22 protein-coding genes are annotated in these 23,010 nt (G+C 60.8%); 12 read left to right on the top strand and 10 right to left on the bottom strand.

Translation table 11 applies throughout. The features are described from left to right. The first annotated feature begins 325 nt into the window (after positions 1-325). The 3 genes from MKS85_RS17055 (at position 326) to MKS85_RS17065 (ending at position 1,499) form a co-directional block, all read left to right on the top strand. On the top strand, positions 326-676 hold the full coding sequence (locus tag MKS85_RS17055; RefSeq protein WP_188252076.1) for a DUF6124 family protein: 351 nt from the start codon (positions 326-328) through the stop codon (positions 674-676). Positions 677-909: 233 nt separating this feature from the next. Continuing rightward, a complete protein-coding gene (locus tag MKS85_RS17060; RefSeq protein ID WP_188252077.1) occupies positions 910-1,200 on the top strand; it encodes a type II toxin-antitoxin system Phd/YefM family antitoxin in 291 nt (96 codons plus the stop codon). 11 nt (positions 1,201-1,211) lie between these two features. Next, entirely contained in the window at positions 1,212-1,499 is a 288-nt protein-coding gene (locus tag MKS85_RS17065) for a type II toxin-antitoxin system RelE/ParE family toxin (protein ID WP_063322588.1), read from the top strand. Between the two features lie 146 nt (positions 1,500-1,645). Here MKS85_RS17065 and adeC read toward each other — a convergent pair whose 3' ends face one another. From adeC to MKS85_RS17080, 3 genes are read right to left on the bottom strand one after another with little or no spacing between them, the layout of a single operon-like run. Next, positions 1,646-3,103, bottom strand: coding sequence for an AdeC/AdeK/OprM family multidrug efflux complex outer membrane factor (gene adeC / locus MKS85_RS17070; RefSeq protein WP_047228033.1), 1,458 nt, complete (start codon positions 3,101-3,103; stop codon positions 1,646-1,648). After that, positions 3,100-6,264, bottom strand: a complete 3,165-nt coding sequence (gene emhB / locus MKS85_RS17075; protein ID WP_047228032.1) for an efflux RND transporter permease subunit EmhB — start codon at positions 6,262-6,264, stop codon at positions 3,100-3,102. The genes adeC and emhB overlap by 4 nt, the downstream gene beginning before the upstream one ends. A 3-nt stretch (positions 6,265-6,267) precedes the next feature. Next, a complete protein-coding gene (locus MKS85_RS17080; protein ID WP_188252078.1) occupies positions 6,268-7,425 on the bottom strand; it encodes an efflux RND transporter periplasmic adaptor subunit in 1,158 nt (385 codons plus the stop codon). Between the two features lie 265 nt (positions 7,426-7,690). Between MKS85_RS17080 and MKS85_RS17085 the strand changes: the two genes are divergently transcribed. Next, complete coding sequence (locus MKS85_RS17085) at positions 7,691-8,323, top strand: TetR family transcriptional regulator (protein WP_139050948.1); 633 nt, start codon at positions 7,691-7,693, stop codon at positions 8,321-8,323. Between the two features lie 211 nt (positions 8,324-8,534). Here the strand turns inward: MKS85_RS17085 and MKS85_RS17090 are convergent, their stop codons facing one another. The 4 genes from MKS85_RS17090 to MKS85_RS17105 all read right to left on the bottom strand — a co-directional run bounded on the left by MKS85_RS17090 (position 8,535) and on the right by MKS85_RS17105 (position 11,938). Beyond that, positions 8,535-9,041 carry a hypothetical protein gene (locus tag MKS85_RS17090; RefSeq protein ID WP_139050947.1) on the bottom strand — a complete coding sequence of 169 codons (507 nt, stop codon included), beginning with the start codon at positions 9,039-9,041 and terminating at the stop codon, positions 8,535-8,537. Positions 9,042-9,369: 328 nt separating this feature from the next. Further along, positions 9,370-10,419, bottom strand: coding sequence for an alkene reductase (locus MKS85_RS17095; protein ID WP_076386007.1), 1,050 nt, complete (start codon positions 10,417-10,419; stop codon positions 9,370-9,372). Positions 10,420-10,451: 32 nt separating this feature from the next. Beyond that, complete coding sequence (locus MKS85_RS17100; protein ID WP_188252079.1) at positions 10,452-11,618, bottom strand: MFS transporter; 1,167 nt, start codon at positions 11,616-11,618, stop codon at positions 10,452-10,454. Between the two features lie 17 nt (positions 11,619-11,635). After that, positions 11,636-11,938 carry a helix-turn-helix transcriptional regulator gene (locus tag MKS85_RS17105; protein WP_047228026.1) on the bottom strand — a complete coding sequence of 101 codons (303 nt, stop codon included), beginning with the start codon at positions 11,936-11,938 and terminating at the stop codon, positions 11,636-11,638. 156 nt (positions 11,939-12,094) lie between these two features. On the opposite strand from MKS85_RS17105, the gene MKS85_RS17110 reads away from it, so the two are divergent. Next, a complete protein-coding gene (locus MKS85_RS17110) occupies positions 12,095-12,679 on the top strand; it encodes an ACP phosphodiesterase (protein ID WP_047228025.1) in 585 nt (194 codons plus the stop codon). Positions 12,680-12,824: 145 nt separating this feature from the next. On the opposite strand, the gene MKS85_RS17115 is transcribed toward MKS85_RS17110, so the two are convergent. Beyond that, positions 12,825-13,616 carry a lysophospholipid acyltransferase family protein gene (locus MKS85_RS17115; RefSeq protein WP_047228024.1) on the bottom strand — a complete coding sequence of 264 codons (792 nt, stop codon included), beginning with the start codon at positions 13,614-13,616 and terminating at the stop codon, positions 12,825-12,827. Then, positions 13,616-14,371 carry an L-ornithine N(alpha)-acyltransferase gene (gene olsB / locus MKS85_RS17120; RefSeq protein ID WP_047228023.1) on the bottom strand — a complete coding sequence of 252 codons (756 nt, stop codon included), beginning with the start codon at positions 14,369-14,371 and terminating at the stop codon, positions 13,616-13,618. The genes MKS85_RS17115 and olsB overlap by 1 nt, the downstream gene beginning before the upstream one ends. A gap of 145 nt (positions 14,372-14,516) precedes the next feature. Between olsB and MKS85_RS17125 the strand changes: the two genes are divergently transcribed. The 5 genes from MKS85_RS17125 to MKS85_RS17145 all read left to right on the top strand — a co-directional run bounded on the left by MKS85_RS17125 (position 14,517) and on the right by MKS85_RS17145 (position 18,826). Continuing rightward, complete coding sequence (locus MKS85_RS17125) at positions 14,517-15,389, top strand: acyl-CoA dehydrogenase (protein WP_188252080.1); 873 nt, start codon at positions 14,517-14,519, stop codon at positions 15,387-15,389. A gap of 184 nt (positions 15,390-15,573) precedes the next feature. Next, complete coding sequence (locus tag MKS85_RS17130) at positions 15,574-16,668, top strand: serine hydrolase (RefSeq protein ID WP_188252081.1); 1,095 nt, start codon at positions 15,574-15,576, stop codon at positions 16,666-16,668. Then, a complete protein-coding gene (locus MKS85_RS17135; protein WP_188252082.1) occupies positions 16,665-16,976 on the top strand; it encodes an amidase in 312 nt (103 codons plus the stop codon). The genes MKS85_RS17130 and MKS85_RS17135 overlap by 4 nt, the downstream gene beginning before the upstream one ends. A gap of 100 nt (positions 16,977-17,076) precedes the next feature. Further along, positions 17,077-17,667: a YceI family protein gene (locus tag MKS85_RS17140; RefSeq protein WP_047228019.1), complete on the top strand. Its 591-nt coding sequence runs from the start codon at positions 17,077-17,079 to the stop codon at positions 17,665-17,667. Position 17,668: 1 nt separating this feature from the next. Then, entirely contained in the window at positions 17,669-18,826 is a 1,158-nt protein-coding gene (locus tag MKS85_RS17145; RefSeq protein WP_047228018.1) for a phosphatidylserine/phosphatidylglycerophosphate/cardiolipin synthase family protein, read from the top strand. Between the two features lie 126 nt (positions 18,827-18,952). On the opposite strand, the gene bglX is transcribed toward MKS85_RS17145, so the two are convergent. Further along, on the bottom strand, positions 18,953-21,244 hold the full coding sequence (gene bglX, locus MKS85_RS17150) for a beta-glucosidase BglX (protein WP_188252083.1): 2,292 nt from the start codon (positions 21,242-21,244) through the stop codon (positions 18,953-18,955). 262 nt (positions 21,245-21,506) lie between these two features. Between bglX and MKS85_RS17155 the strand changes: the two genes are divergently transcribed. Together MKS85_RS17155 and MKS85_RS17160 are read left to right on the top strand one after the other, a co-directional pair. Next, complete coding sequence (locus MKS85_RS17155; RefSeq protein WP_188252084.1) at positions 21,507-22,115, top strand: LemA family protein; 609 nt, start codon at positions 21,507-21,509, stop codon at positions 22,113-22,115. Between the two features lie 136 nt (positions 22,116-22,251). Next, complete coding sequence (locus MKS85_RS17160) at positions 22,252-22,998, top strand: YgcG family protein (protein ID WP_188252085.1); 747 nt, start codon at positions 22,252-22,254, stop codon at positions 22,996-22,998. Positions 22,999-23,010: the final 12 nt, after the last annotated feature.

Raw genomic sequence — 23,010 nt, forward strand, 5'->3', positions numbered from 1 at the left:
CAGGCCGTTACCGGCCCGCACACAAAAAATCTGACACTCCCAAGTGGCCGTTACCGCAGAAACGGATATGTACGCAATCAACAAAACCCTGGCCGACTGTCAGGCCGCCATCGCGGGCAAGCCTTGCTCCCACAGGATCCGTAGCCGGTCTGACAGACGCGGTGACTTTTCCGACGAGGTTTTAAGGTTGCTGCTCGGAAGCGGTATCTCTAGCTTGTTCGTGTCGCTGCCCATCCAGCGACCGGGACTGCAAGCCCGCCGAATTTGTTAGGCGCCAACGCCCGGACCCAACGTCTCGGGCTCCGATTGATGCAGGAGCGCCGTTATGAAAAAACATCATCCTTCTTCGCCATCAGAGAGTACCTTCCCCTACAACGACCCCGATCCAGAAAAGCTCCAAGAGGCCGCAGACCGAGCACTCGATTACCATCTGGGCACCCACCCTGATCCCAAACCCAAAACCTCAACTCAAGTTTTCACTGTCATCGACACCCTCGACACCGAGTGTCTACTGGCGAATCTCAGCGAAACCCTGGCCTCGGCCAATGCCATGGTCAGCGACCTGGCGTTCGATCTGAAAGGCTCGCGGCGGCATGTCGCGCTAGGCGTGGCACAGATGATCGAGTTGAGTGAGCTGCTGGCCAATCGTGCGCTGGATATCGTCGACCCGCGTTAGCAGGTCGAGCCTTATTGTGGCGAAGGGATAAAACCCCTCGCCACAGGGGTGTGTGCCTAGTCAAAAAAATCGGTGCCTGACGGCAGCGAGGGCTTTTTGTGGAGGGCGGATCTGTATGGTGCGCAACCGGTCGGGAGTTGTTTTTTTAACTTGATTTATGCTTCTTGAGGCGCAACACTTTACGCATAAAGATATGTATAAATATGTGTAACTTAATGTGCTGGGAGGTTGTTATGGCAGCGCTATTGGAACGGGCTGATCAGGCGGTATCCGTTACCGCAATGGTCAGGAGCTTCAGCGCGAAGCTCAAGGAAGTCTCGAGTCGCGCAACTGAAAGGCTGGTTATTTTCAAGGACAATGAGCCGGCAGCTGTGATTATTAATGTCGATGCCTATCAGGAAATGCTTGATGAACTGGAAAACCTTCGCGTCGAAGCGACAGCCCGCGAGCGGCTGATCGATTTCGATCAGGCCAAGGCCATCAGTCATGACGCTATGCGAGCGCGGTACGCCAAAAACGACTGAAGGAGTAGTGAATGGTTTGGGGTGTTATCTACCATCCGGAGGTTCAGGACGATCTGGATCAGTTGGGGGCGGCAGCGGCGAACCGTATCCTTGATGTCATTGAAGAGCGGATTGTCAGGGGAGAGCCGGACAAAACCGGTCAGCCGCTCAGAGCCAGCCTGGCCGGATGTCGAAGAATTCGAACAGGCGATACGCGTATCGTTTATAGAGTCGATGGGAAAGCAATTCAGGTGTTGATCGTGGCCGTCGGTGCTCGGCGAGACAAGGAAGTGTACGACGCAGCGCAGCGTCGTCTCTAAGCAAATGCCCCCTTTGGGCTGCGCAACCCAGCGGGGATAAATCCCCTCGCCACAGGTTTGTGTTTTGAACGCAGAAACCTGTTAATCCTTAAAAACAAAAAGCCCACCTTCCGGTGGGCTTCGTGTTTCAGCGTTCAGGCATCAAGTCAGAACAGTTTCAACGGCGGCGCTTTCTCCGCCACCGGTTCGTTCTTGCCGGGTTCGGCATTCCAACCACCGCCCAACGCCTTGTACAGATTGACCTCGCTGGTCAGTTGCGCCAGGCGGTCGGTGATCAGCGATTGTTGGGCGCTGAACAACTGACGTTGGGCGTCGAGGAAGGTCAGGTTGCTGTCGACACCGATGCGATAGCGACGCTCGGCCAGGCTGTAGTAGTCCTGGTTGGCGGCGACGAAGGCGGTCTGGGCCTGCAACTGTTCATTGTAGGTCCGGCGTGCGGCCAGGCCGTCGGAGACTTCCTGAAACGCGGTCTGAATCGACTTCTCGTAATTGGCGACGTTGATGTCTTTCTGGATTTTGGCGTAATCCAGGCTTGCCCGCAGGCTGCCGGCGTTGAAGATCGGCAGGTTGATTTGCGGGGCGAAGGTCCAGGTGCCCGAACCGCCCTTGAACAGGCCGGACAGGTCCGGGCTCAGGGTGCCGGCGTTGGCCGTCAGGCTGATGCTGGGGAAGAACGCGGCCCGTGCGGCGCCGATGTTGGCGTTGGCGGCCAGCAGGTTGCGTTCGGCCTGGAGGATGTCCGGGCGACGTTGCAACAGGTCTGACGGCAACCCCGCCGGCACTTCGCTGAGCAGGTCATCGCTCAGCGGTTGGGTGCTCAGGTTGGACGGCAGACCGGTGCCCAGCAGCAGGGTCAGGCTGTTTTCATCCTGAGCCACCTGGCGGGTATAGCGCGCCAGTTGTACGCGGGCGTTTTCCACCGCCGTGCGTGCCTGGCTCAGGTCCAGGGCCGAGGCCACGCCGACTTCGGCGCTGCGGGAGGTCAGCTTGAGGCTTTGCTCGTAGGTGCCCAGGGTTTCCTGGGTCAGCTTGAGCAGTTCCTTGTCGGCCTGCCAGGTCAGGTAGGCGTTGGCAACGCTGGCCACCAGGCTGATCTGGGTACTGCGACGGGCCTCTTCGGTGGCGAAGTAGCTTTGCAACGCTTGCTCGCTCAGGCTGCGCACCCGGCCGAACAGGTCCAGTTCATAAGCACTGATGCCCAGGGTCGCGGAGTAGGAGCTGCTGATGGCCGCCTCACCGGTTTGCGACGCCCGTGCCGGCACTCGCTGACGGCTACCGGAACCAGTGGCCGAGACCGCTGGGAACAGGTCCGCCCGCTGGATGCGGTATTGCGCGGCGTAAGCATCGATATTCAGCGCCGCGACGCGCAGGTCGCGGTTGTTTTCCAGGGCAACCTGGATCAGCTGTTGCAAGGCCGGATCATGGAAAAACTGTTTCCAGCCCTGTTCGGCGGCGGCCTGGCTGGCCGCCTTGGCCGGCTCGTAGGCCGGACCTTGCGGGTACTGCGTGGCGACCGGTGCTTCGGGCCGCTGATAATCGGGGATCAGCGAGCAGCCGCTGAGCACGACGGCGGCGATGGTCAGAGAGAGGAGCGACTTGCTCATTGGCCAGCCTCTTTAGAAGTTTCAGGAGTGTCGTCCTGGTCGATATTTTTGCGACGGCCTATCGACGACACAGTCACGAAGAACAATGGCACCCAGAAAATCGCCAGGATGGTGGCGGTCAACATACCGCCGATCACACCGGTGCCGATGGCGTGCTGGCTGCCTGAACCTGCGCCGGTGGAAATCGCCAATGGCACCACGCCGAGAACGAACGCCAGGGACGTCATGATGATCGGCCTTAGACGCATCCTACAGGCTTCAATGGCGGCTTCCACCAGCGTGCGGCCCTGTTCGTGGAGTTCCTTGGCGAATTCCACGATCAGAATAGCGTTTTTCGCCGCCAGACCGATGGTCGTCAACAAACCCACCTGGAAGTACACGTCGTTGGACAGGCCGCGCAGGCTGGTCGCCATCAAGGCACCGATGATCCCCAGTGGTACCACGAGCATGACCGCGATCGGAATCGACCAGCTTTCATACAGCGCAGCCAGGCAGAGGAATACCATCAGCAGCGACAAGGCGTACAACGCAGGCGCCTGGGAGCCGGAAAGACGTTCCTCGTAGGACAAACCCGTCCAGGAAATACCGACGCCGGCCGGCAGTTTCTGGGCGATGGCCTCGACTTCGGCCATGGCTTCACCGGTGGAGTAACCCGGGGCCGGGGACCCCAGAATTTCCATTGCTTCCACGCCGTTGTAACGGGCCAGTTTCGGCGAGCCGTAGACCCACTCGCCCTTGGCGAATGCGCTGAACGGCACCATAGTCCCGGCGCTGTTGCGCACATACCACTTCTGCAGGTCTTCGGGGCTCATGCGTGCATTCGGCTGACCTTGGACGTACACCCGCTTCACCCGACCACGGTCGATGAAGTCGTTCACGTAGCTACTGCCCAGGGCAACCGACAGGGTGTTGTTGATGTCCGAGAGGGTGATGCCCAGGGCGCTGGCCTTCTCGTCATCGATTTCCAACTGGTACTGCGGCTCGTCATTCAGGCCGTTCGGACGCACTTGGGAGAGAATCTTGCTCTGGGAAGCCATGCCCAGGAACTGGTTACGGGCTTCCATCAGCTTCTCATGGCCGATGCCGGCGCGGTCCTGCAGGAACACGTCGAAACCGGTGGCGTTACCCAGTTCCATCACCGCCGGCGGAGCGAAGGCAAACACCATTGCGTCGCGGAAGGTGAAGAAGTGTTGCTGGGCGCGGCCAGCGATTTTGAACACGGTGTTCTCAGCGTCACGCTCTTCCCACGGCTTGAGCATGATGAACGCCAGGCCGGAGCTCTGGCCACGACCGGCGAAGTTGAAGCCGGTCACGGTGAACACCGAGGCCACGCCATCGCCTTCACCGCCATCCTTGCTTGGACGCAGCAGGAACTCGCGCATGTTGTCCACCACCACCTGGGTCCGTTCGGCGCTGGAACCGGCCGGGGTCTGTACCTGAGCAAACAGCACGCCCTGGTCTTCTTCCGGCAGGAACGCCGTCGGGATGCGGGTGAACAGCCAGACCATGCCAACCACGATGATCACATAGGCCAGCAGGTACGGCGCCTTGTGCTTGAGCATGTTGCCCACGCCGCGCTCGTAGCTTCTGACGCCGCGGTCGAAGGTGCGGTTGAACCAGCCGAAGAAGCCGCGTTTTGGCGTGCCGTGCTCACCCTTGGGAATCGGCTTGAGCATGGTGGCGCACAGGGCCGGGGTAAAGATCAGGGCCACCAGTACCGACAGGGCCATGGCCGAGACGATGGTGATGGAAAACTGCTTGTAGATCACGCCGGTGGAGCCACCAAAAAACGCCATCGGCAGCAGCACCGCCGAGAGCACCAGGGCGATACCCACCAGGGCGCCCTGGATCTGGCCCATGGATTTCTTGGTGGCTTCCTTGGGTGACAGGCCTTCTTCACTCATGACCCGTTCGACGTTCTCCACCACGACGATGGCATCGTCCACCAGCAAACCGATGGCCAGCACCATGCCGAACATAGTCAGGGTGTTGATGCTGAAGCCGAATGCCGCGAGGATCCCGAAAGTACCGAGCAGTACCACCGGCACCGTCATCGTGGTGATGATGGTGGCGCGGAAGTTCTGCAGGAACAGGAACATCACCAGGAACACCAGGGCAACCGCTTCGATCAGGGTTTCAACCACACCCTTGATCGACTCGCTCACCACCGGTGTGGTGTCGTAGGGGAACACCACTTCCAGGCCTTGCGGGAAGAACGGCTTGAGATCTTCGACGGTCTGGCGCAGGGCCTTGGCCGTGTCGAGGGCGTTGGCACCGGTGGCCAGTCTCACTGCCAGACCGGAGGCCGGGGCACCGTTGAACTGGGCATTGATGCTGTAGCTCTCGCCGCCCAGGGCGACATCCGCCACGTCGCCGACGCGCACTTGCGAGCCATCCGGATTGACCTTGAGCAAGATGGCCTTGAACTGTTCAGCGGTCTGCAGGCGGGTCTTGCCAATAATGGTGGCGTTCAGTTGCTGACCGGGCAGGGCAGGCAGGCCGCCGAGTTGACCGGACGCGATCTGGACGTTCTGCGCGGAAATGGCGTTGGTCACATCCACCGGGGTCAGGCTGTAGTTATTCAGCTTGGCCGGGTCGAGCCAGATTCGCATTGCGTACTGGGCACCGAAGACCTGGAAGTCACCGACACCGGCTGTGCGCGAGATCGGGTCCTGCATGTTGGACACGATGTAGTTGGACAGGTCTTCCCGGGTCATGCTGCCGTCGCGCGACACCACGCCGATCACCATCAGGAAGTTTCTCACTGACTTGGTCACGCGGATGCCCTGTTGCTGCACTTCTTGCGGCAGCAGCGGGGTGGCCAGGTTCAACTTGTTCTGGACCTGGACCTGGGCGGTATCGGAGTTGGTGCCTTGTTCGAAGGTTGCCGTGATGGTCATGCTGCCGTCGGAGTTACTTTCCGAGGAGACATAACGCAGGTTATCGATACCGTTGAGCTGTTGCTCGATGACCTGCACCACGGTGTCCTGCACGGTCTGCGCGGATGCGCCCGGGTAGGTGACCTGGATCGCAATGGCCGGCGGCGCGATGCTGGGGTATTGGTTGATCGGCAATTTGAGGATCGACAGGGCCCCGACCAACATGATCACCAGGGCGATAACCCAGGCGAAAATCGGACGGTCGATAAAAAATTTCGACATGGTTTACTCCCCTTTGCCGCCGGCGGCTTTGTCAGCTGCCTGTGCGGGGGCCGGGTTCTTTGCGCCAACGTTGGTGGCCTCAGTGGCTTTGACTTCCACCCCTGGCCGTACGTACTGCAACCCTTCGGTGATCAGGCGATCGCCAGCCTTGAGCCCGTCTTCGATCAGCCACTGGCTACCGACGGTACGGCTGGCCTTGAGCTGGCGCAGCTCGACCTTGTTGTCCGGGCCCACCACCAGGGCGGTCGGCATGCCTTTGAGGTCGCGGGTCACGCCTTGCTGCGGCGCGAGAATCGCCGCGCTGTCCACACCGGCCTGCAGTTGTGCGTGGACGAACATGCCCGGCAGCAGGGTGTGGTCAGGGTTAGGGAACACCGCGCGCAGGGTTACCGAACCGGTGGTTTGGTCGACCGACACTTCGGAGAACTCCAGCTTGCCCTCATGGGCATATTGGCTGCCGTCTTCCAGGGTCAGTTTGACCATGGCGGCGTTGTCGCCAGCCTTCTGCAGGCGGCCGCTTTCCAGTTCACGGCGCAGTTGCAGCAGTTCCACGGAACTCTGCGTCACGTCGACGTAAATCGGGTCCAGTTGCTGAATGGTTGCCAGGGCATCGGCCTGACCGTTGCTGACCAGCGCACCCTCGGTCACCGAGGAGCGACCTATGCGACCGGAAATCGGCGCGTAAACCTTGGTGTAGCGCACGTTGATCCGGGCGGTTTGCAGATTGGCTTCCGACTCCAGGCGGTTGGCCACGGCGGTGTCGTATTCCTGGCGGCTGACGGCCTGTTCGTCCACTAATTGTTTATAGCGATCGGAAATGGACTTGGTTGAGCGCAGGTTTGCTTCGGCGCTTTTGAGGGTCGCTTCGTACATGGCCGGGTCAATCTGATACAGCTGCTGACCGGCCTTGACGTCGGCACCTTCCTTGAACAGACGCTTGAGGATGATGCCGTTGACTTGCGGACGAACTTCCGCGATGCGGAACGCGCTGGTGCGACCGGGAAGCTCCGACGTCAGGGTGAACGGCTGGGTCTTGAGGGTTACGACGCCGACCTGAGGAGCCGGTGCGGCAGGTGCCGCCTCTTCCTTTTTACATCCGCTGAGCAGCGATGCCAGGGCGATGGCGGTAACCAGAGCGGTAACAGCTGGCTTGAATTGCATGGAAATCCTCGGGTCCAGGCGCGTAAGAGGCGCACAAGAAAGTGGAAGGTGAAAAAGAGCGAGATAAACAATTAGTAGGATGCTAAGAAATATACTTACGTACACGGTTGTTTGTAAACACCCAAATTGCGTACCATCGGTATTTACAAAAGCCTGACAAAAGGCCTGCGCAGGTCGCAGAAGCGTTGTGAAGAACGCCGCCTCACATTTTGTTCAGTTGATCCTTACGCATTGCTTACGCATCCTGATTGAGGTGTTTACTGCCATGGTCCGTCGTACCAAAGAGGAAGCTCTGGAGACTCGCAGCCAGATACTCGAAGCGGCCGAAAAAGCCTTTTTCGAGCGCGGTGTGGCCCGCACGACACTGGCTGACATCGCGACGCTGGCCGGTGTAACGCGCGGTGCCATCTACTGGCATTTCAGCAATAAGGCGGACCTGCTCCAGGCCATGCTCGATACGTTGCACGAGCCGCTCGACGATCTGGCCCGCGCCAGTGAAAGTGAAGAGGAGCTTGACCCCCTGGGTTGTGTTCGCAAGCTGCTGGTGCGGTTGTTCCAACAGGTGGCCCTGGACCCGAAAACCCGACGCATTAATGAGATTTTGTTTCATAAGTGCGAATTCACCGATGAAATGTGCGATTTGCGCCAGCAGCGGCGCCAGGTCAGTCTCGATTGCAACGTGCGTATCGCGTTGTCGTTGCGCAATGCGATGAAGCGTGGCCAGTTGCCGGGCGATCTGGATCCCGAAAGGGCAGCAGTCGCCATTCATGCCTACATCGACGGCATTTTGTACCAGTGGCTACTGGCTCCCGACAGCTTCGCACTGGCGGGTGAGGCCGAGCGCTGGGTGGAGATCGGGCTGGATATGCTGCACCTGAGCCCCAACCTGCGCAAATAAAACAAAATGCTCAATTTCATCGGTTTGTGTCAATAGCTGAACGGCGAGGACCCCGCCGGGCCTTGATCCCGGCAGAGTCATTTATAGACGAACTGCAGACACGTTGATCGCTCGCGAGTCGCTATTGTGCAGGAGGATTATGGCGTGTTGATGTACCGGCGCCATTGAGGCGCCTGTACTTGTCGTGCCGGCCTGTTACCGACCCTCCGGTTTATTCAACAATGAGGCGCACGGAATAGTTGAAAGGGGGTTCGAGCATCTTCTGAAAGATTTCCGAGCGGCAGGTGTATTCACCATTGCCGGTATACGCAGTTTTGCTTTTTCTGTTTGGGCTGTAACTGGATTCCAGGACGCCAAAACCGATGGGGGCTTCAAAGCGGGTTTGCATTTGGCAGCCGAAGTTGAAGGTGCTCATTTGATAGGAGAGAACTAATTCAATCGGTTTGATTTTTCTCAGCGTCGGTTGCCAGCCAGCAGCGGGATAAGTGAATTTTCTGTTATGGGCGAAATAGAATTCGCGGGTTGTTTTGGCGGGGACATCATAAGCGCTCAAGGACATGTCCGGGGGCGTGGGTTGCTCACTTAAAATGTTGGTCATTTCCAAGGCGTGAGAAGTTTTGTTTACCAGCTCCACGGTGATGCCGGTGTTGGCCAGGCTGGTGGCGACGGCTGCCGGTCCCAGTAGCAGAGCGAGGATTAAGTTTTTCATCATGTTCATTGTAATGTGTCTCTCATGTATTACGAGGCGCGCTAAAGCCTGCGTAAGATAATGGCGCGTAATTGAAGTTACTCGGTTTAGTGTTATTTTTTACAAGAATTGAAGTTGCTTATTAAGTTTGATAGGTGTCGGTTAAATCCATTGGTTGAGTGGGTTGTTGTTCGGGCTTATTATTAACGCTGTCCGGTGTGTTAATCCATAGTGAGTAAGTGTGGTGTTGTTATTTGATGTTTCGATGTCTGCGGAGTTTGATTGCGTCAGCCGTCAATAGATGTAAAAAAGCCCCGGCTCTTGCGAGTCGGGGCTTTTGGTAAGGCCGATTATTTATTTACATCACGGGGTAATCGATGTAACCCACCGGGCCTTTCCCATAGAACGTTTCCGGATGCGGCTCGTTCAGCGGTGCGTCAGCTTTCAAGCGCGCCGGCAGGTCCGGGTTGGCAATGAACGGCACACCAAAGGCAACGGCATCCGCTTTGCCCTCGGCCAGCCAGGCGTTGGCGCTGTCCTTGGTGAAACGTTCGTTGGCGATGTACGGGCCACCGAAAGCTTGCTTGAGCTGCGGGCCGATGCTGTCTTCGCCTTCCTTTTCACGGGAGCAGATAAAGGCGATGCCACGCTTGCCCAACTCGCGGGCCACATAGCTGAAGGTTTCCAGGCGGTTCTCGTCGCCCATGTCATGGGAGTCGGCGCGTGGCGCCAGGTGCACGCCAACCCGGCCGGCGCCCCAGACTTCAATGGCAGCGTCGGTCACTTCCAGCAGCAGGCGGGCACGGTTTTCCAAGGAGCCGCCATAGTTGTCGGTGCGCTGGTTGGTGCTGCTTTGCAGGAACTGGTCGAGCAGGTAGCCGTTGGCGCCATGGATTTCCACGCCGTCGAAACCGGCGGCCTTGGCGTTCTCGGCGCCTACGCGGTAAGCCTCAATGATATCGGCGATCTCCTCGGTTTCCAGCGCGCGTGGCGTCGGGTAGTCGGCCAGCGGACGCACCAGACTTACATGGCCCTTGGGCTGGATGGCGCTGGGCGCCACCGGCAATTCGCCGTTCAGGTAAGACGGATGGGAGATCCGGCCCACGTGCCACAGTTGCAGGAAAATCTTGCCGCCGGCGCCGTGGATGGCCTTGGTCACGTTGCTCCAGCCGCGCACCTGGTCGTTGGACCAGATGCCGGGGGTATCGGGGTAGCCCACGCCCATGGGCGTGACAGAGGTGGCTTCGCTGAGGATCAGGCCAGCGGAGGCACGCTGCACGTAGTACTCGGCCATCAGCGCGTTGGGCACACGGCCGGCGTCGGCACGGCAGCGGGTGAGCGGCGCCATGATGATGCGGTTCTTCAGCTCGATGTCGCCGAGTTTGATTGGATCGAAAATAGTCGTCATCAATTACAACCTCGAAAGTTAAGGGTTAAAAGTCAGTGAGTGGCAGGGGCCAGGTCGGCATTGCCGCCCTGGCGGAAAGTGATCAGGGTGACCAGCAGCGCCAGCACGGCCAGCGCACCGGCGGCCAGGGGCACGCTGGTCAGGCCCAGGCCGTGGTCGATGACACTGCCGCCGACCCAGGCGCCCAAGGCGTTGCCGATGTTGAAGGCGCCGATGTTCAGGGTGGAAACCAGGTTTGGCGCGTCTTTGCCGAAGGTCACCACGTTGACTTGCAGGGCCGGCACGGCGGCGAAGCAGGCGGTGGCCCAGAGGAACAGGGTGATTTCAGTGGGGATCAGCGCGACGCTGGTCCAGCTCAATACGGTGGACACCACAGCCATGGTGGTGAAAACCCCCATCAGCGTGTTCGCCAGGCTCTTGTCCGCCAGCTTGCCGCCGATGATATTGCCCAGAGTCAGGCCCAGGCCGATCAGCACCAGGGTCCAGGTCACGCCGCGGGGCGATACGCCAGTGACTTCTCCCAGCAGCGGGGCGACGTAAGTGAACAGGGTGAACACCGAGGCGGAGAACAGCGCGGTCATGCTCAGGGACAGCCACAGGCCTGCGCCCTTGAGGGCGACGAGTTCCGAGCGCATGTCGAGTTTTTCTTCATCGCGCTTGGCCGGCAGAAAGCGGATCAGGCCGATCAGTGCATTCACGCCGATGACGGTCACGGCCCAGAAGGTCGAGCGCCAGCCGGCTTCCTGACCCAGCGCGGTGCCCAGCGGTACGCCGAGTACGTTGGCCAGGGTCAGGCCGGTGAACATCAGGGCCACGGCCGAGGCGCGCTTGTTGGGTGCCACCAGGCCGGCGGCCACCACCGAACCGATGCCGAAGAACGCGCCATGGCACAGGGCGGTGACGACCCTGGCGAACATCAGCACGTTGTAATCACTGGCGATGGCGCAGAGCAGGTTGCCGACGATGAAGATCCCCATCAGCGCGACCAGGGCGGCCTTGCGCGGCAACCGTGCGGTGGCCAGGGCCATGAACGGTGCCCCGATGGCCACGCCCAGGGCGTAGCCGGTCACCAGCCAGCCGGCGCCGGGAATCGATACACCCAGGTCGGCCGCCACCTCAGGCAACAGGCCCATGATGACGAACTCGGTGGTGCCGATGGCGAAGGCGCTCAGGGCCAGGATGAGAAGTGAGAGGGGCATGGTGGATCCTTGTCGGGTCAGAGCTCTTGGCTCATTTGCTTGAGGAACTGCTGGATCACGTCCTCGTTGCGTTTGAAGAAATGCCATTGACCGACCTTCTGGCTGGTGATCAGCCCCGCCCGTTGCAACACCGCCAGATGGGCGGACACCGTGGACTGCGACAGGCCGCAACGCTGGTCGATCTGCCCGGCGCAAATGCCGAATTCGTGGTTGTGCAACTGTTCGGGGAACTGGACCTTGGGGTCTTTGAGCCAGTTGAGGATGTCTCGCCGTACTGGGTGTGCCAGGGCTTTTATTATTTCGTCGAGGTCGAGGGGCATGGTTGGTTGCTCGGAATGAGTAAAACGCTATATCGCGATGGGGCGAACTTTAAATCGTTATTTCGCGATACACCAATATGGATTTGATCTGAAAACCGAATAAATCGCTATATCGGGTTATAACGATATTGGCGCGGCGGTGCTAAGCTTCGCGCCATGAACTATCTCGCACACCTGCACCTCGGCGGCCCCGGCCGGGAACGACTGCTCGGCAGCCTCTACGGCGACTTCGTCAAAGGGCCGTTGCAAGGCCTGTACGATCCGCAGATCGAAGCGGCGATTGCCCTGCATCGACGCATCGACATGTACACCGATCGCCACCCCGTGGTGGATATCGCTTTGTCGCGCTTTTCCACCGTACGGCGGCGCTATGCCGGAATTGTGCTCGACGTGTTTTTTGATCATTGCCTGGCCCGGGACTGGGCGCTGTATGGCGAAGGGCCGTTGATGGATTTCACCTCCCAGGTCTACCGAGTGCTCGCCGCCGAGCCGCAGTTGCCTGGGCGTCTGGCGCAAATCGCGCCTTACATGGCGGCGGATGACTGGCTGGGGTCTTATCGAGAATTCGATGTGCTTGGGCAAGTATTGCGGGGGATTTCCCGACGCCTGTCCCGGCCGGAGGAGCTGGCCGGGGCCATGGAAGAATTGATCAGGCTCTATGAACCGTTGAGCGAAGACTTTCAGCTGTTCTACCCGCAGTTGCAGGATTTTGCGTTGAGCCAGACAACACGGCAGGGGTGATGTTGGAGCCGGTTCTTGCCGTCACTGAAGTTCAAATGTGTGAGCGAGCCTGCTCGCGATGAAGGCCTGGCAGTCAAGAACCAACTGACTGACCGCTATCGCGAGCAGGCTCGCTCCCACAAGGGCTCTGCATAGGGCCGCCGGATCAGGCCGCGATCGCAGGCCGCATCGGCACTTGCTGCTTTTGTGGGATTTCGCCAAACAATGCCTTGTGCACCGCCTGTTGCGCCTGGAAGGCCAGGGCAGCTCGCTCCTGGCCGTGGCAGGCAATCGGTTCCAGCAGATGGATGTGCACCTCGCCCCGGTCATTGGCGAACAGGCGCATCAGGTGCGACAGCAAATCATCATCGCCAACGAACGGCGCCAGCGAGTCCGGTTCACCGTTGCGCAGGTAGCGGATCGCCACCGGTTGCAGCGCCACGTCCGCATCGATGGCCGCCGACAATAAACGACCGTGGAAAGTGCGCAGGGAGCGGCCATCGGTGGTGGTGCCTTCGGGAAACATCAGCAGCGGATGGGCCTGTTCCAGGTGTCGGCTCATTTGCTTGCGGATCAACTGGCTGTCGCCCGAGCCGCGCCGGATAAACAGGCTGCCAGCCTTGGCCGCCAACCATCCGGCCACTGGCCAGGTGCGTACTTCGGCCTTGGACAGGAACGACATTGGCGTGAGCATGCCCAGCAGCGGGATATCGGTCCAGGACACATGGTTGCTGACCCACAGCATGGGCTGTTGCGGCATTTGCCCGTGCACCGTCACGCAGAAGGGCAGGGCATTGCTCAGGCGCGCCATGAAAAAACGCGACCAGCGCTGGCGGCGCACCATGGAGTTGGCCACACCCAACCGTTCGAACAGCCCGAATACGCTGGCCATGCTCAGGCCCAGCGTCACCACCAGCAACACTCGCGCGATTCGCGCGTACACCCGCAACCGACTCATCACACCGCTGCCTTGAAGTGGCGGGCGTAGCGTGGGCAGAGTTCGTCACGCTTGAGCAGGATGAACACGTCGGCCACCTGGAAATCCTCATCCCAGCACGGCTCACCGCAAATCTTCGCGCCCAGGCGCATGTAAGCCTTGAGCAGAGGCGGCATTTCGGCGATGACGTTGGACGGTACGTCCAGGGCCGGCAACGGTTTTTTCGGCACCGCCCGCAGGTGTTCGGTGCACAGATAACGTTCGCGCAGACGCTGCATGATCGCTTGGGCCTGGACGCCGCCGTCCTGCATTGGAATGCTCGCGCATCCCATCAGGTAGCTGTAGCCGCCCTCGTTCAGCACCTCGGCCAGTTCGCCCCACAATACAGCGATGGTGCCGCCGTTGCGGTAGGCCGGGTCGACGCAGGTGCGGCCGATTTCCAGGATCGGGCCCTTGAGATGGACCAGGCCGTGAAGGTTGAACTCTTCTTCACTGTAGAACCGGCCCAGGCTGCTGGCGGCGTGGTGATCGAGCAGGCGTGTCGTCGCCACGAGTCGGCCGGTATTCAGGTCGCGTACGCCGATGTGGGCGCAGTGAACATCATAGTCATCCATGTCCAGACCCATTTCCGCGCCTTTGAGCTTGGCGTTGAATTCGCCGCTGAAGACGTTGAAGCGCAGGGCCTGGGCTTCTTGCAAAGCCTTGGCGCCAATCAGGCGTTCGGCTTGCAGGCGGCGTTCATTGCCAGTGTCGCTGATGCGGGCGATCTGAGTCATAGCGAATCTCCGTGCGGGCTGTTCAGTTGCAGCCGATCGACTTTCTTTATGCAGCCATGTTGTGCAAAGTCAGGCTATGTAGCCCCGGTGTCATCGCCATGAAGCTTTGGTGATGCTTATATGACAGCCCATTGAGGAGCCTCCCATGCCCTGGCAAAACCTGATCGAACGCGGCGAACGGTTGCCCGCCCATCCGGACCTGGCTGAGGGTTATGCGGCCTTGCTGCAACGTCTGGGGCCGGTTACGCCGTTCGAACTGGCCGTCATGGGGGCGCGATTGATGGCAACGCCGGGGTTGGCTTTTCTGGTGGGGTATCAGGCGGCGCTGCGGGTGCTTTGGCCGAGCGCGCCCCAGAGCCTGGGCGCCTTGTGCGCCACGGAGCAGCGCAGCCTGCGCCCGGCGGACATGCAGACTCGCATCACCGACCTGCGATTGAACGGGCGCAAGGATTTCGTTACCGCGGGCGATGCGGCCGAGTGGCTGCTGATCGCCGCCCGCAGCGAAGCAGCCGGCGAGCCGCCGCGGTTGAATCTTGCGGTGGTTTATCCCGGAGAGCCGGGGGTGACCCTGGAAAAACTCCCGGCTATCGCCCTGATGCCAGACATCAGCCATGGCCGGGTGCTGTTGGACGGCGCGCTGTGCGAGTTGTTGGCCGGGGACGGTTGGGACGCCTACGTCAAACCGTTCCGCACCCTGGAAGACCTTTATGTGCTCAGTGCCATGGCCGCCTGGCTGTATGGCGTGGGACAGGAGTGCGCTTGGCCCCAAGCCCTGCAGCTGCGTCTGCTGGGATTGCTGGCCGGTTGCGCTGAAGTGAGTCGTCACAACCCGTCCAGCGCGGCCGGGCATGTGCTGCTGGGTGGGTTGTTCGCTCAGTTCAGCGGGCTCGATGAAGAACTGAACGACGCCCTGGCCGCCGGCCCGGCGGTGTGGCGCGAGATGTGGACGCGAGATAAAGCCGTGATGGACATGGCGGCGGGTGCGCGGGCCAAGCGGTTGGCCAAGGCGTTGGGATAACCCTATGCGTGACGACCCTTTGTGGGAGCGAGCCTGCTCGCGATAGCGGAGTGTCAGTTGACATCAATGCTGCTGAGCCAGCGCTATCGCGAGCAGGCTCGCTCCCACAGGGAAATGCCACCCATACCCAAATTGTCATCAAGTCTGAATAGGCTCCGAAGGTTCAATCCTGCGAGCCCCGAGCATGTCCAAAGGCTGGTTCCTGATCCCGCTGCTGTTGCTCAACCTGTACGCCCAGGCTGAAGACTGGCCCGGTGAGCAATGGCCAAGTGGCCCGACCCCCACCGGGCTGGCCATCGAAGCCCTGGAGCAATACGCCTTCCCACCCCGCGACGATGCCTCTCGCCAGGGCATCCGTACCGATGCGCTGCTGGTGATCCTGGACGGGCGGCTGGTCTACGAGCGTTATGCCGGGCCCACCCGTGCCGACACTGCGCACCTGACCTGGTCGATCAGCAAAAGCCTGATGGCGACGGTGTTTGGCGTGGCCTATGGGCAAAAGCTGTTCAGTCTGCAGGATCCTGCCGCCAGGTATTACCCGGCGTTGAGCAAGCATCCGGACATGACCTTGGCCGATCTGTTCCATTGGGCCTCGGGGCTGGATTGGCAGGAAGATTACGAATACGCACCGCTCAAGTCCTCGGTGGTGGCGATGCTTTATACCCGTGGGCGTCATGACATGGCGGCGTTCACTGCGCAGCATGAACGCGACAGTCCGCCGGGGCAGGTGTTTCGTTACTCCAGTGGTGACAGCAACCTGCTGGCCGCGGCATTGAAAAATATCGTCGGCCCGGCGCGGTATCCCGATTACCCCTGGACGGCCCTGTTCGAGCCGCTGGGTATCCGCCACGCCACCTGGGAAACCGACGCCGCCGGCACGTTTGTCGGGTCCTCCTACGCCTACCTTACGGCGCGGGACCTGGCGCGTGTGGGGCTGTTGATGCAACGCGAGGGACGCTGGGGCGAGCGGCAACTGATCCCGCAAGCCTGGGTGGCGTTCAATCGCGAACCCTTCGCCCGCTTCCGGGCCGGCCAGGATGAAGCGGTGCCCGGTGGGCATTGGTGGCTCAACCGCGCGGCCGACCCGGCCATCCACCCGTGGCCCGATGCACCGCCGGATACGTTTGCCGCGCTGGGCCATTGGGGGCAGGCGTTGTACGTGATCCCCAGCGCCCGGTTGGTGATCGTGCGCTACGCTGATGACCGCGACGGCAGCTACCGCCACAACGAGTTGCTCAAGCGAGCCATGGCGGCGTTCGCCGGGACGGTGCAGCCATGAGACGCAGACCGCTGCTCACGCTGATGTCGGTGCTTGTTGTGGCGCTGCTCGGCTGGATCTGGCTCGAGCGGGTGGCGCTGCGGGCCTTCCCCGACATCATCAGCGCCTACACCGCCAAGGAATATTGCTCGTGTCGCTACGTGATGGAGCAACCGGCTGACTATTGCCGTGGCTATGTAAAGCAGTCGGTGCCCATCAGCGATTTTCTCGAAACGCCTGAAGCGAAACGCATCACCGTCGCCGGGCTGGGGCGAAGCAATAGCGCACGATGGCTGGGGGAGCGGCGGGGCTGTCGGTTGGAGCCGTGACCGGACCTGTGTATTCCCATTGAGGATTGAAACAGAAGGTTTGCAAGTGCCCTCGGCCCGGTTAAGGTTCGCCACAGGTTTATCTGCCCTCCGAGTGTGTATGTTCAAGCGGTCTTTTTCTCACGCTGTCGCGACCTTGCTGCTGGCCTGCGCCGCGCTGCCGGTCCAAGCCAATTGGTATCTGGACGGCGAATCGTCGCGGCTGTCGTTTATCAGCAGCAAAAATGGCAACGTTTCCGAGGTCCAGCGTTTCCTGGTGCTTCATGGTCAGGTCCAGCCCAAGGGGATGGTCCGGCTGGAAGTGGAGCTGGAGTCGGTCAACAGTGGCATTCCCCTGCGTGACGAGCGCATGCGCGCCGAGTTGTTCGAGATCAAACAATTTGCCGACGCCGCCATTACCGCGCAGCTCGACCTGTTACCGATCCAGGACCTGGCCAACGGCGCTCAACTGGAACTGCGCTTGCCGCTGACCGTGGACCTGCACGGCAAGCAACATGTGTATCAGGCCGAACTGCTGGCAACGCGCCTGGATGAACGACGGTTCCAGGTCGTGACCCTGGAGCCGGTGGTGCTCAATGCGGCGGATTTCGATCTGGCGCCGGGATTGGAGAAGTTGCGCAAACAGGCCGGGCTGTCGGCCATCAGCCTCGCAGTGCCGGTGAATGCGGTGCTGATTTTCACGGCGCGCTGACATGGGAGGCCCGGTATTTCCGTGGCGCGAGGGCAATCGCTTCGAGCTGTTGATCGATGGCCCGCAGTTTTTCCCGCGCATGCTGGTGGAAATTGCCCGCGCCCAGGAACAGGTCGAGCTGGAGCTGTACCTGGTGGAGGCGGGAACTTGCGCCGAGGCGATGGTCCAGGCACTCGTCCAGGCTGCCGAGCGCGGTGTTCGCGTGCGTTGCCTGTTCGATGACTACGGCAGCCTGGCGTTTACCCAGGACCTGCGCCACCGCCTGATCGAGGCGGGCGTGGAGCTGCGTTTTTACAATCGCCTGAGTTGGCGCCGCTGGGTACGGAATTTATATCGGGACCACCGCAAGCTGCTGTTGGTGGACCAGCGCCTGGCGGTGGTTGGCGGCACCGGGGTCACCGATGAGTTCTGGAGCCCGCTGGATGACCGCTGCGAGTGGCACGAGGTCATGGTGGAAATCGTCGGCCCCTTGGTGCTCGACTGGCAGTTGCTGTTTGACCGCCAATGGCTCGCCAACCGCCATCGCCGTGCCTGGAAACCGGCTTCCAACTTCGGCTTGCCGCGCTTGCCCCGGGTTCCGCCGATGGGTGAGGGCATGGGGCGGGTGGCTTATGCCGATGCCCGCCAGAATCGCGACATTCTGCAATCGTTGTCCCGGGCCCTGAACAGCGGCCAGAAGCGGATCTGGATGGCGACCCCGTACTTTTTGCCGACCTGGAACGTGCGTCGCTCCTTGCGCAAGGCTGCCGCCCGGGGCATCGATGTGCGCCTGCTGCTCACCGGCCCGCGCACCGATCACCCGTCCGTGCGCTACGCCGGGCACCGTTATTACCCGCGTCTGCTCAAGGCTGGGGTGAAAATCTTCGAATACCAGCCGTGTTTCCTGCACCTGAAGATGGTGCTGGTGGACGACTGGGTCAGCATCGGCTCCTGTAATTTCGATCACTGGAACCTGCGCTTCAATCTGGAAGCCAACCTCGAAGCCCTCGACTCCGCACTCAGCACGGCAGTGGCGGCGAGTTTCGAGCGAGACTTCGCCCAGAGCCTGGAGGTCAGTCTCGACACCTGGAAGCGCCGGCCGCTGTGGAAACGGGTCAAGCAACGGGTGTGGGGGTTGGTGGATCGGTTGGTGGTGAATGTGCTGGGGCGGCGGGGTTAAGGTTCAGCAAAAACAATGTGGGAGCGAGCCTGCTCGCGATGGCGGCCTGACAGTCAATGATGCGGTGACTGGTAGGCCCTCATCGCGAGCAGGCTCGCTCCCACGGTTATTTGCGCTGTTGATGAATCAGAGCAACTCGAAACTCTGTTGTTTCACATCCTGGGAATCCAGGCCGATCTGGACGTTGAACTTGCCCGGTTCAGCGGCGTATTTGAGCTGGGCGTTGTAGAACTTCAAGTCGTCTTCAGTGATGGTGAAGTGAATGACTTTCTTCTCGCCAGCCTTGAGCATCACCTTGCGGAAGTTCTTCAGCTCCTTCACCGGGCGGATGATCGAGCCGGTCACATCCTGGATATAGAGCTGCACCACGGTTTCGCCGTCACGCTCGCCGGTGTTTTCCAGGGTCACGCTGGCATCGAGCTTGCCGGTCTTGTTCAGCGTGGTGGACGACAGGGCCATGTCCGTCAGGCTGAATTCGGTGTAGCTCAGGCCGTAGCCGAACGGGTAGAGCGGGCCTGTGGTGTCATCGAAGTATTGCGAGGTGTAGTTGCCCGGCTTGCCCGGCGTAAACGGTCGACCAATGCTTAGATGGTTGTAGTAGGTGGGAATCTGTCCTACCGAGCGCGGGAAGGAGATCGGCAGTTTGCCCGACGGGTTGTAATCGCCGAACAGCACGTCGGCGATGGCGTTGCCGCCTTCGGTGCCGCTGAACCAGGTTTCCAGGATCGCATCGGCCTGTTGCTTTTCATCCACCAGCGCCAGCGGGCGGCCGTTCATCAGCACCAGCACCAGTGGTTTGCCGGTAGCCTTCAGGGCCTTGATCAGCTCGCGCTGGCTGGCGGGGATGCTCAGTTCCGTGCGGCTCGAGGATTCGTGGGACATGCCGCGCGACTCACCCACGGCGGCCACCACCACATCGGCATCCTTGGCGGCTTTTACCGCTTCGTCGATCAACACCTGGGCCGGGCGCGGGTCATCCACCACTTCCGGGGCGTCGAAGTTGAGGAAGTTCAGGTAGTCGAGCACCTTCTTGTCGCCGGTGATGTTGGCGCCACGGGCGTAGATCAGTTTCGATTCTGCGCCCAGTGCGCGGGTCATGCCGTCGAACAAGGTCACCGATTGCGCAGGGCGCCCGGCAGCGGCCCAACTGCCCATCATGTCGATCGGAGCCTTGGCGAGCGGTCCGACCAGGGCGATTTTTGCGTTTTTGTTCAGGGGCAGGGTCTGGTTGCGGTTTTCCAGCAGGACCAGGCTGCGGCGGGCCACGTCACGGGCATCGTCGCGGTGCAGGCGGCTTTCGGCGTAGGTGTCGGCCGGGTCGTCCTCGGCCTTGCCGATGCGCAGGTACGGATCCTTGAACAGGCCCATGTCGTATTTGGCGGCGAGGACCTCGCGCACCGCATTGTCGATGTCGCTCTGCTCGATTTCACCGGCCTTGAGCAATCCAGGCAGCTCCTTGCCGTACAGCGAGTCGTTCATGCTCATGTCGATGCCGGCCTTGATCGCCAGCTTCGCCGCTTCGCGACCGTCCCGGGCCACGCCATGCTTGATCAGTTCGAAGATGGCGCCGTGGTCACTCACCGCCAGGCCCTTGAACCCCCATTCCTTGCGCAACAGATCGTGCATCAGCCAGGTGTTGGCGGTGGCGGGCACGCCGTTGATGGAGTTCAGCGCGACCATCACCCCGCCGGCACCCGCATCGATGGCGGCGCGGTAGGGTGGCAGGTAGTCCTGGTACATTTTCACCGGGCTCATGTCCACGATGTTGTAGTCCCGGCCACCTTCCACCGCGCCGTACAGGGCGAAGTGCTTGACGCTGGCCATGATGCTGTCGGCCGCGTTGGCGCCACTGCCCTGGAACGCTTTGACCATCACCCCGGCGATGCGCGACACCAGGTAGGTGTCCTCGCCAAAGCCCTCGGAGGTCCGGCCCCAGCGGGGGTCGCGGGAAATATCCACCATCGGCGCGAAGGTGATGTCCAGGCTGTCGGCCGCCGCTTCCTTGGCAGCGACGCGGCCGGAGCGGTAGATGGCGTCCATGTCCCAGCTGGAGGCCAGGGCCAGGGGGATCGGGAAAATCGTGCGATGGCCGTGGATCACGTCATAGGCGAAGAACATCGGGATCTTCAGCCGGCTGCGCATGGCCGCGTCCTGCATCGGGCGGTTTTCATCCCGGGTGATGGAGTTGAACGTACCGCCGATGTTGCCGGCGGCGATTTCCTTGCGAATCATCTCCCGAGGCATCTCGGGGCCGATGCTGATCAGGCGCAACTGGCCGATCTTTTCCTCGAGGGTCATCTGCTTCATCAGGTTGCTGATGAAGGCATTCTTGTTCTCTATCGGGGTTGGCAGGTTGTCGGCTAATACGGATTGACTGGCCAGTGTGACGAACAGGCCCAGCAAACACAGCTTCTTCATGAATGGTTTCTCGCAAGCCTAAGGGCGGTAATCAGGACTCGCCGGTCAGCAAAATGTGAGGAGCGGCTATTGTTGTTCGAGTATTGTCTGAATAAGAGCAGCACTGTTTTCGAACGCACGCGGATGAACTTAGTTTCGCACCGGGCATCTTTTAGCCCATCGACCCGATTCAATCCCGTGGCGGCGGCAGATTATGCCCCAGACGCTGGTGAGATAGGTGGCTGTGTTTTCTTCAATGGACTGTATAGGGGAGTTTCAACCGATGAATCTACGACTCGATCAACTTCGCCACCTGCCAATACTGGCGCTGATACTGTTCACCACGCTGCTGGCCGGTTGCGGCATCAACAACATTCCAACCCTGGACGAACAGGCCAAGGCCGCCTGGGGACAGGTGCAGAACCAGTACCAGCGCCGAGCCGACCTGATCCCCAACCTGGTGGAAACCGTCAAGGGCTATGCGCAGCACGAACAGGAAACCCTGACGGCGGTGGTCGAGGCGCGGGCCAAGGCCACGTCCATCCAGGTCGATGCCGGTACCCTGGACAACCCGGAAAAACTCAAGCAGTTCCAACAGGCCCAGGACCAGTTGAGTGGTGCGTTGAGCCGGCTGATGGTGGTGGTCGAGCGTTATCCGGACCTCAAGGCCAACCAGAACTTCCTGGCCTTGCAATCACAACTCGAAGGCACCGAGAACCGCATCGCCGTGGCTCGTCGCGACTTCATCCTGGCGGTGCAGAAATACAACACCGAAATCCGCACCTTCCCCGGTCGTTTGTGGCACAGCGTGCTGTACAGCGATCTGCCGATCCGCGAAACCTTCGAAGCCACCAGCCCCAACGCCGAAAAAGCCCCTGAAGTGAAATTCTGAAAAAACTGTGGGAGCGAGCCTGTGGGAGCAAAGCTTGCTCGCGATGAACGATAACGCGGTCATTAGAAAGACCGAGGTGCCTTCATCGCGAGCAAGCTCAGCTCCCACACCAGCTCGCTCCCACACAGGAGTTACGATGCGAGTGTTGAAATTTAGCCTGGTGCTGTTGCTCTGGGTCTTTGCCATCACGGCCCAGGCCGAGTTGAGTTTTCCGGCACTGACCGGGCGGGTGGTGGACACTGCCCAGATGCTGGAACCCTCGGTGCGCACGCAACTGGATGCACAGCTCAAGGCCCATGAACAGGCCACCGGTGAACAGGTGGTCGTGGTCACGCTGGCGGACCTGCAAGGCAGCAGCATCGAAGACTTCGGTTATCAACTGGGGCGTCACTGGGGCATTGGGCAGAAGGATAAAAACAACGGCGCGCTACTGATCGTGGCCCGGGATGACCGTAAACTACGGATCGAAGTGGGCTACGGCCTGGAAGACCGCCTGACTGACGCCCAGAGTTCGGTGATTATCAACCAGGTGATCACTCCGGCGTTCAAGGCCGGCAATTTCAACAAAGGTATCAGCGACGGCGTAGCGGCGATGCTGATGGTGCTGGGCGGCAATGCGCTGGATGAGCCGGCTGCGGTGTACGGTGCCGACGGCCAGGAAGAGGGCGATTTCGTCGGGCGCCATCCGGGGCTGTTCGTGTTGTTGGTGCTGCTGTTCATCGTAACGGTGTTCGTGTGCCAGATGCTCGGTATCCTGCCGGCCGGACGCGGTGGTTCCGGGGGCGGCTATGGCGGTGGCGGCGGTTTTGGCGGCGGCGGTGGCGGCGGCTTCAGTGGCGGTGGGGGCAGTTTCGGGGGCGGCGGTTCGTCGGGCGGCTGGTGACAATAATAATGA

The organism is Pseudomonas sp. JL2, assembly GCF_031570495.1.
GTDB classification, from domain to species: domain Bacteria; phylum Pseudomonadota; class Gammaproteobacteria; order Pseudomonadales; family Pseudomonadaceae; genus Aquipseudomonas; species Aquipseudomonas rhizophila.

Coding starts and splice junctions, on each gene's coding strand:
- MKS85_RS17060 (WP_188252077.1), top strand. CDS start 910: ATGGCAGCGCTATTGGAACGGGCTGATCAGGCGGTATCCGTTACCGCA.
- MKS85_RS17115 (WP_047228024.1), bottom strand. CDS start 13,616: ATGAGTCGGTTGCGGGTGTACGCGCGAATCGCGCGAGTGTTGCTGGTG.
- olsB (WP_047228023.1), bottom strand. CDS start 14,371: ATGACTCAGATCGCCCGCATCAGCGACACTGGCAATGAACGCCGCCTG.
- MKS85_RS17065 (WP_063322588.1), top strand. CDS start 1,212: ATGGTTTGGGGTGTTATCTACCATCCGGAGGTTCAGGACGATCTGGAT.
- MKS85_RS17130 (WP_188252081.1), top strand. CDS start 15,574: ATGTCCAAAGGCTGGTTCCTGATCCCGCTGCTGTTGCTCAACCTGTAC.
- MKS85_RS17095 (WP_076386007.1), bottom strand. CDS start 10,419: ATGACGACTATTTTCGATCCAATCAAACTCGGCGACATCGAGCTGAAG.
- MKS85_RS17100 (WP_188252079.1), bottom strand. CDS start 11,618: ATGCCCCTCTCACTTCTCATCCTGGCCCTGAGCGCCTTCGCCATCGGC.
- MKS85_RS17090 (WP_139050947.1), bottom strand. CDS start 9,041: ATGAACATGATGAAAAACTTAATCCTCGCTCTGCTACTGGGACCGGCA.
- bglX (WP_188252083.1), bottom strand. CDS start 21,244: ATGAAGAAGCTGTGTTTGCTGGGCCTGTTCGTCACACTGGCCAGTCAA.
- MKS85_RS17135 (WP_188252082.1), top strand. CDS start 16,665: ATGAGACGCAGACCGCTGCTCACGCTGATGTCGGTGCTTGTTGTGGCG.
- MKS85_RS17125 (WP_188252080.1), top strand. CDS start 14,517: ATGCCCTGGCAAAACCTGATCGAACGCGGCGAACGGTTGCCCGCCCAT.
- emhB (WP_047228032.1), bottom strand. CDS start 6,264: ATGTCGAAATTTTTTATCGACCGTCCGATTTTCGCCTGGGTTATCGCC.
- MKS85_RS17145 (WP_047228018.1), top strand. CDS start 17,669: ATGGGAGGCCCGGTATTTCCGTGGCGCGAGGGCAATCGCTTCGAGCTG.
- MKS85_RS17055 (WP_188252076.1), top strand. CDS start 326: ATGAAAAAACATCATCCTTCTTCGCCATCAGAGAGTACCTTCCCCTAC.
- MKS85_RS17080 (WP_188252078.1), bottom strand. CDS start 7,425: ATGCAATTCAAGCCAGCTGTTACCGCTCTGGTTACCGCCATCGCCCTG.
- MKS85_RS17105 (WP_047228026.1), bottom strand. CDS start 11,938: ATGCCCCTCGACCTCGACGAAATAATAAAAGCCCTGGCACACCCAGTA.
- MKS85_RS17110 (WP_047228025.1), top strand. CDS start 12,095: ATGAACTATCTCGCACACCTGCACCTCGGCGGCCCCGGCCGGGAACGA.
- MKS85_RS17160 (WP_188252085.1), top strand. CDS start 22,252: ATGCGAGTGTTGAAATTTAGCCTGGTGCTGTTGCTCTGGGTCTTTGCC.
- MKS85_RS17155 (WP_188252084.1), top strand. CDS start 21,507: ATGAATCTACGACTCGATCAACTTCGCCACCTGCCAATACTGGCGCTG.
- MKS85_RS17140 (WP_047228019.1), top strand. CDS start 17,077: ATGTTCAAGCGGTCTTTTTCTCACGCTGTCGCGACCTTGCTGCTGGCC.
- MKS85_RS17085 (WP_139050948.1), top strand. CDS start 7,691: ATGGTCCGTCGTACCAAAGAGGAAGCTCTGGAGACTCGCAGCCAGATA.
- adeC (WP_047228033.1), bottom strand. CDS start 3,103: ATGAGCAAGTCGCTCCTCTCTCTGACCATCGCCGCCGTCGTGCTCAGC.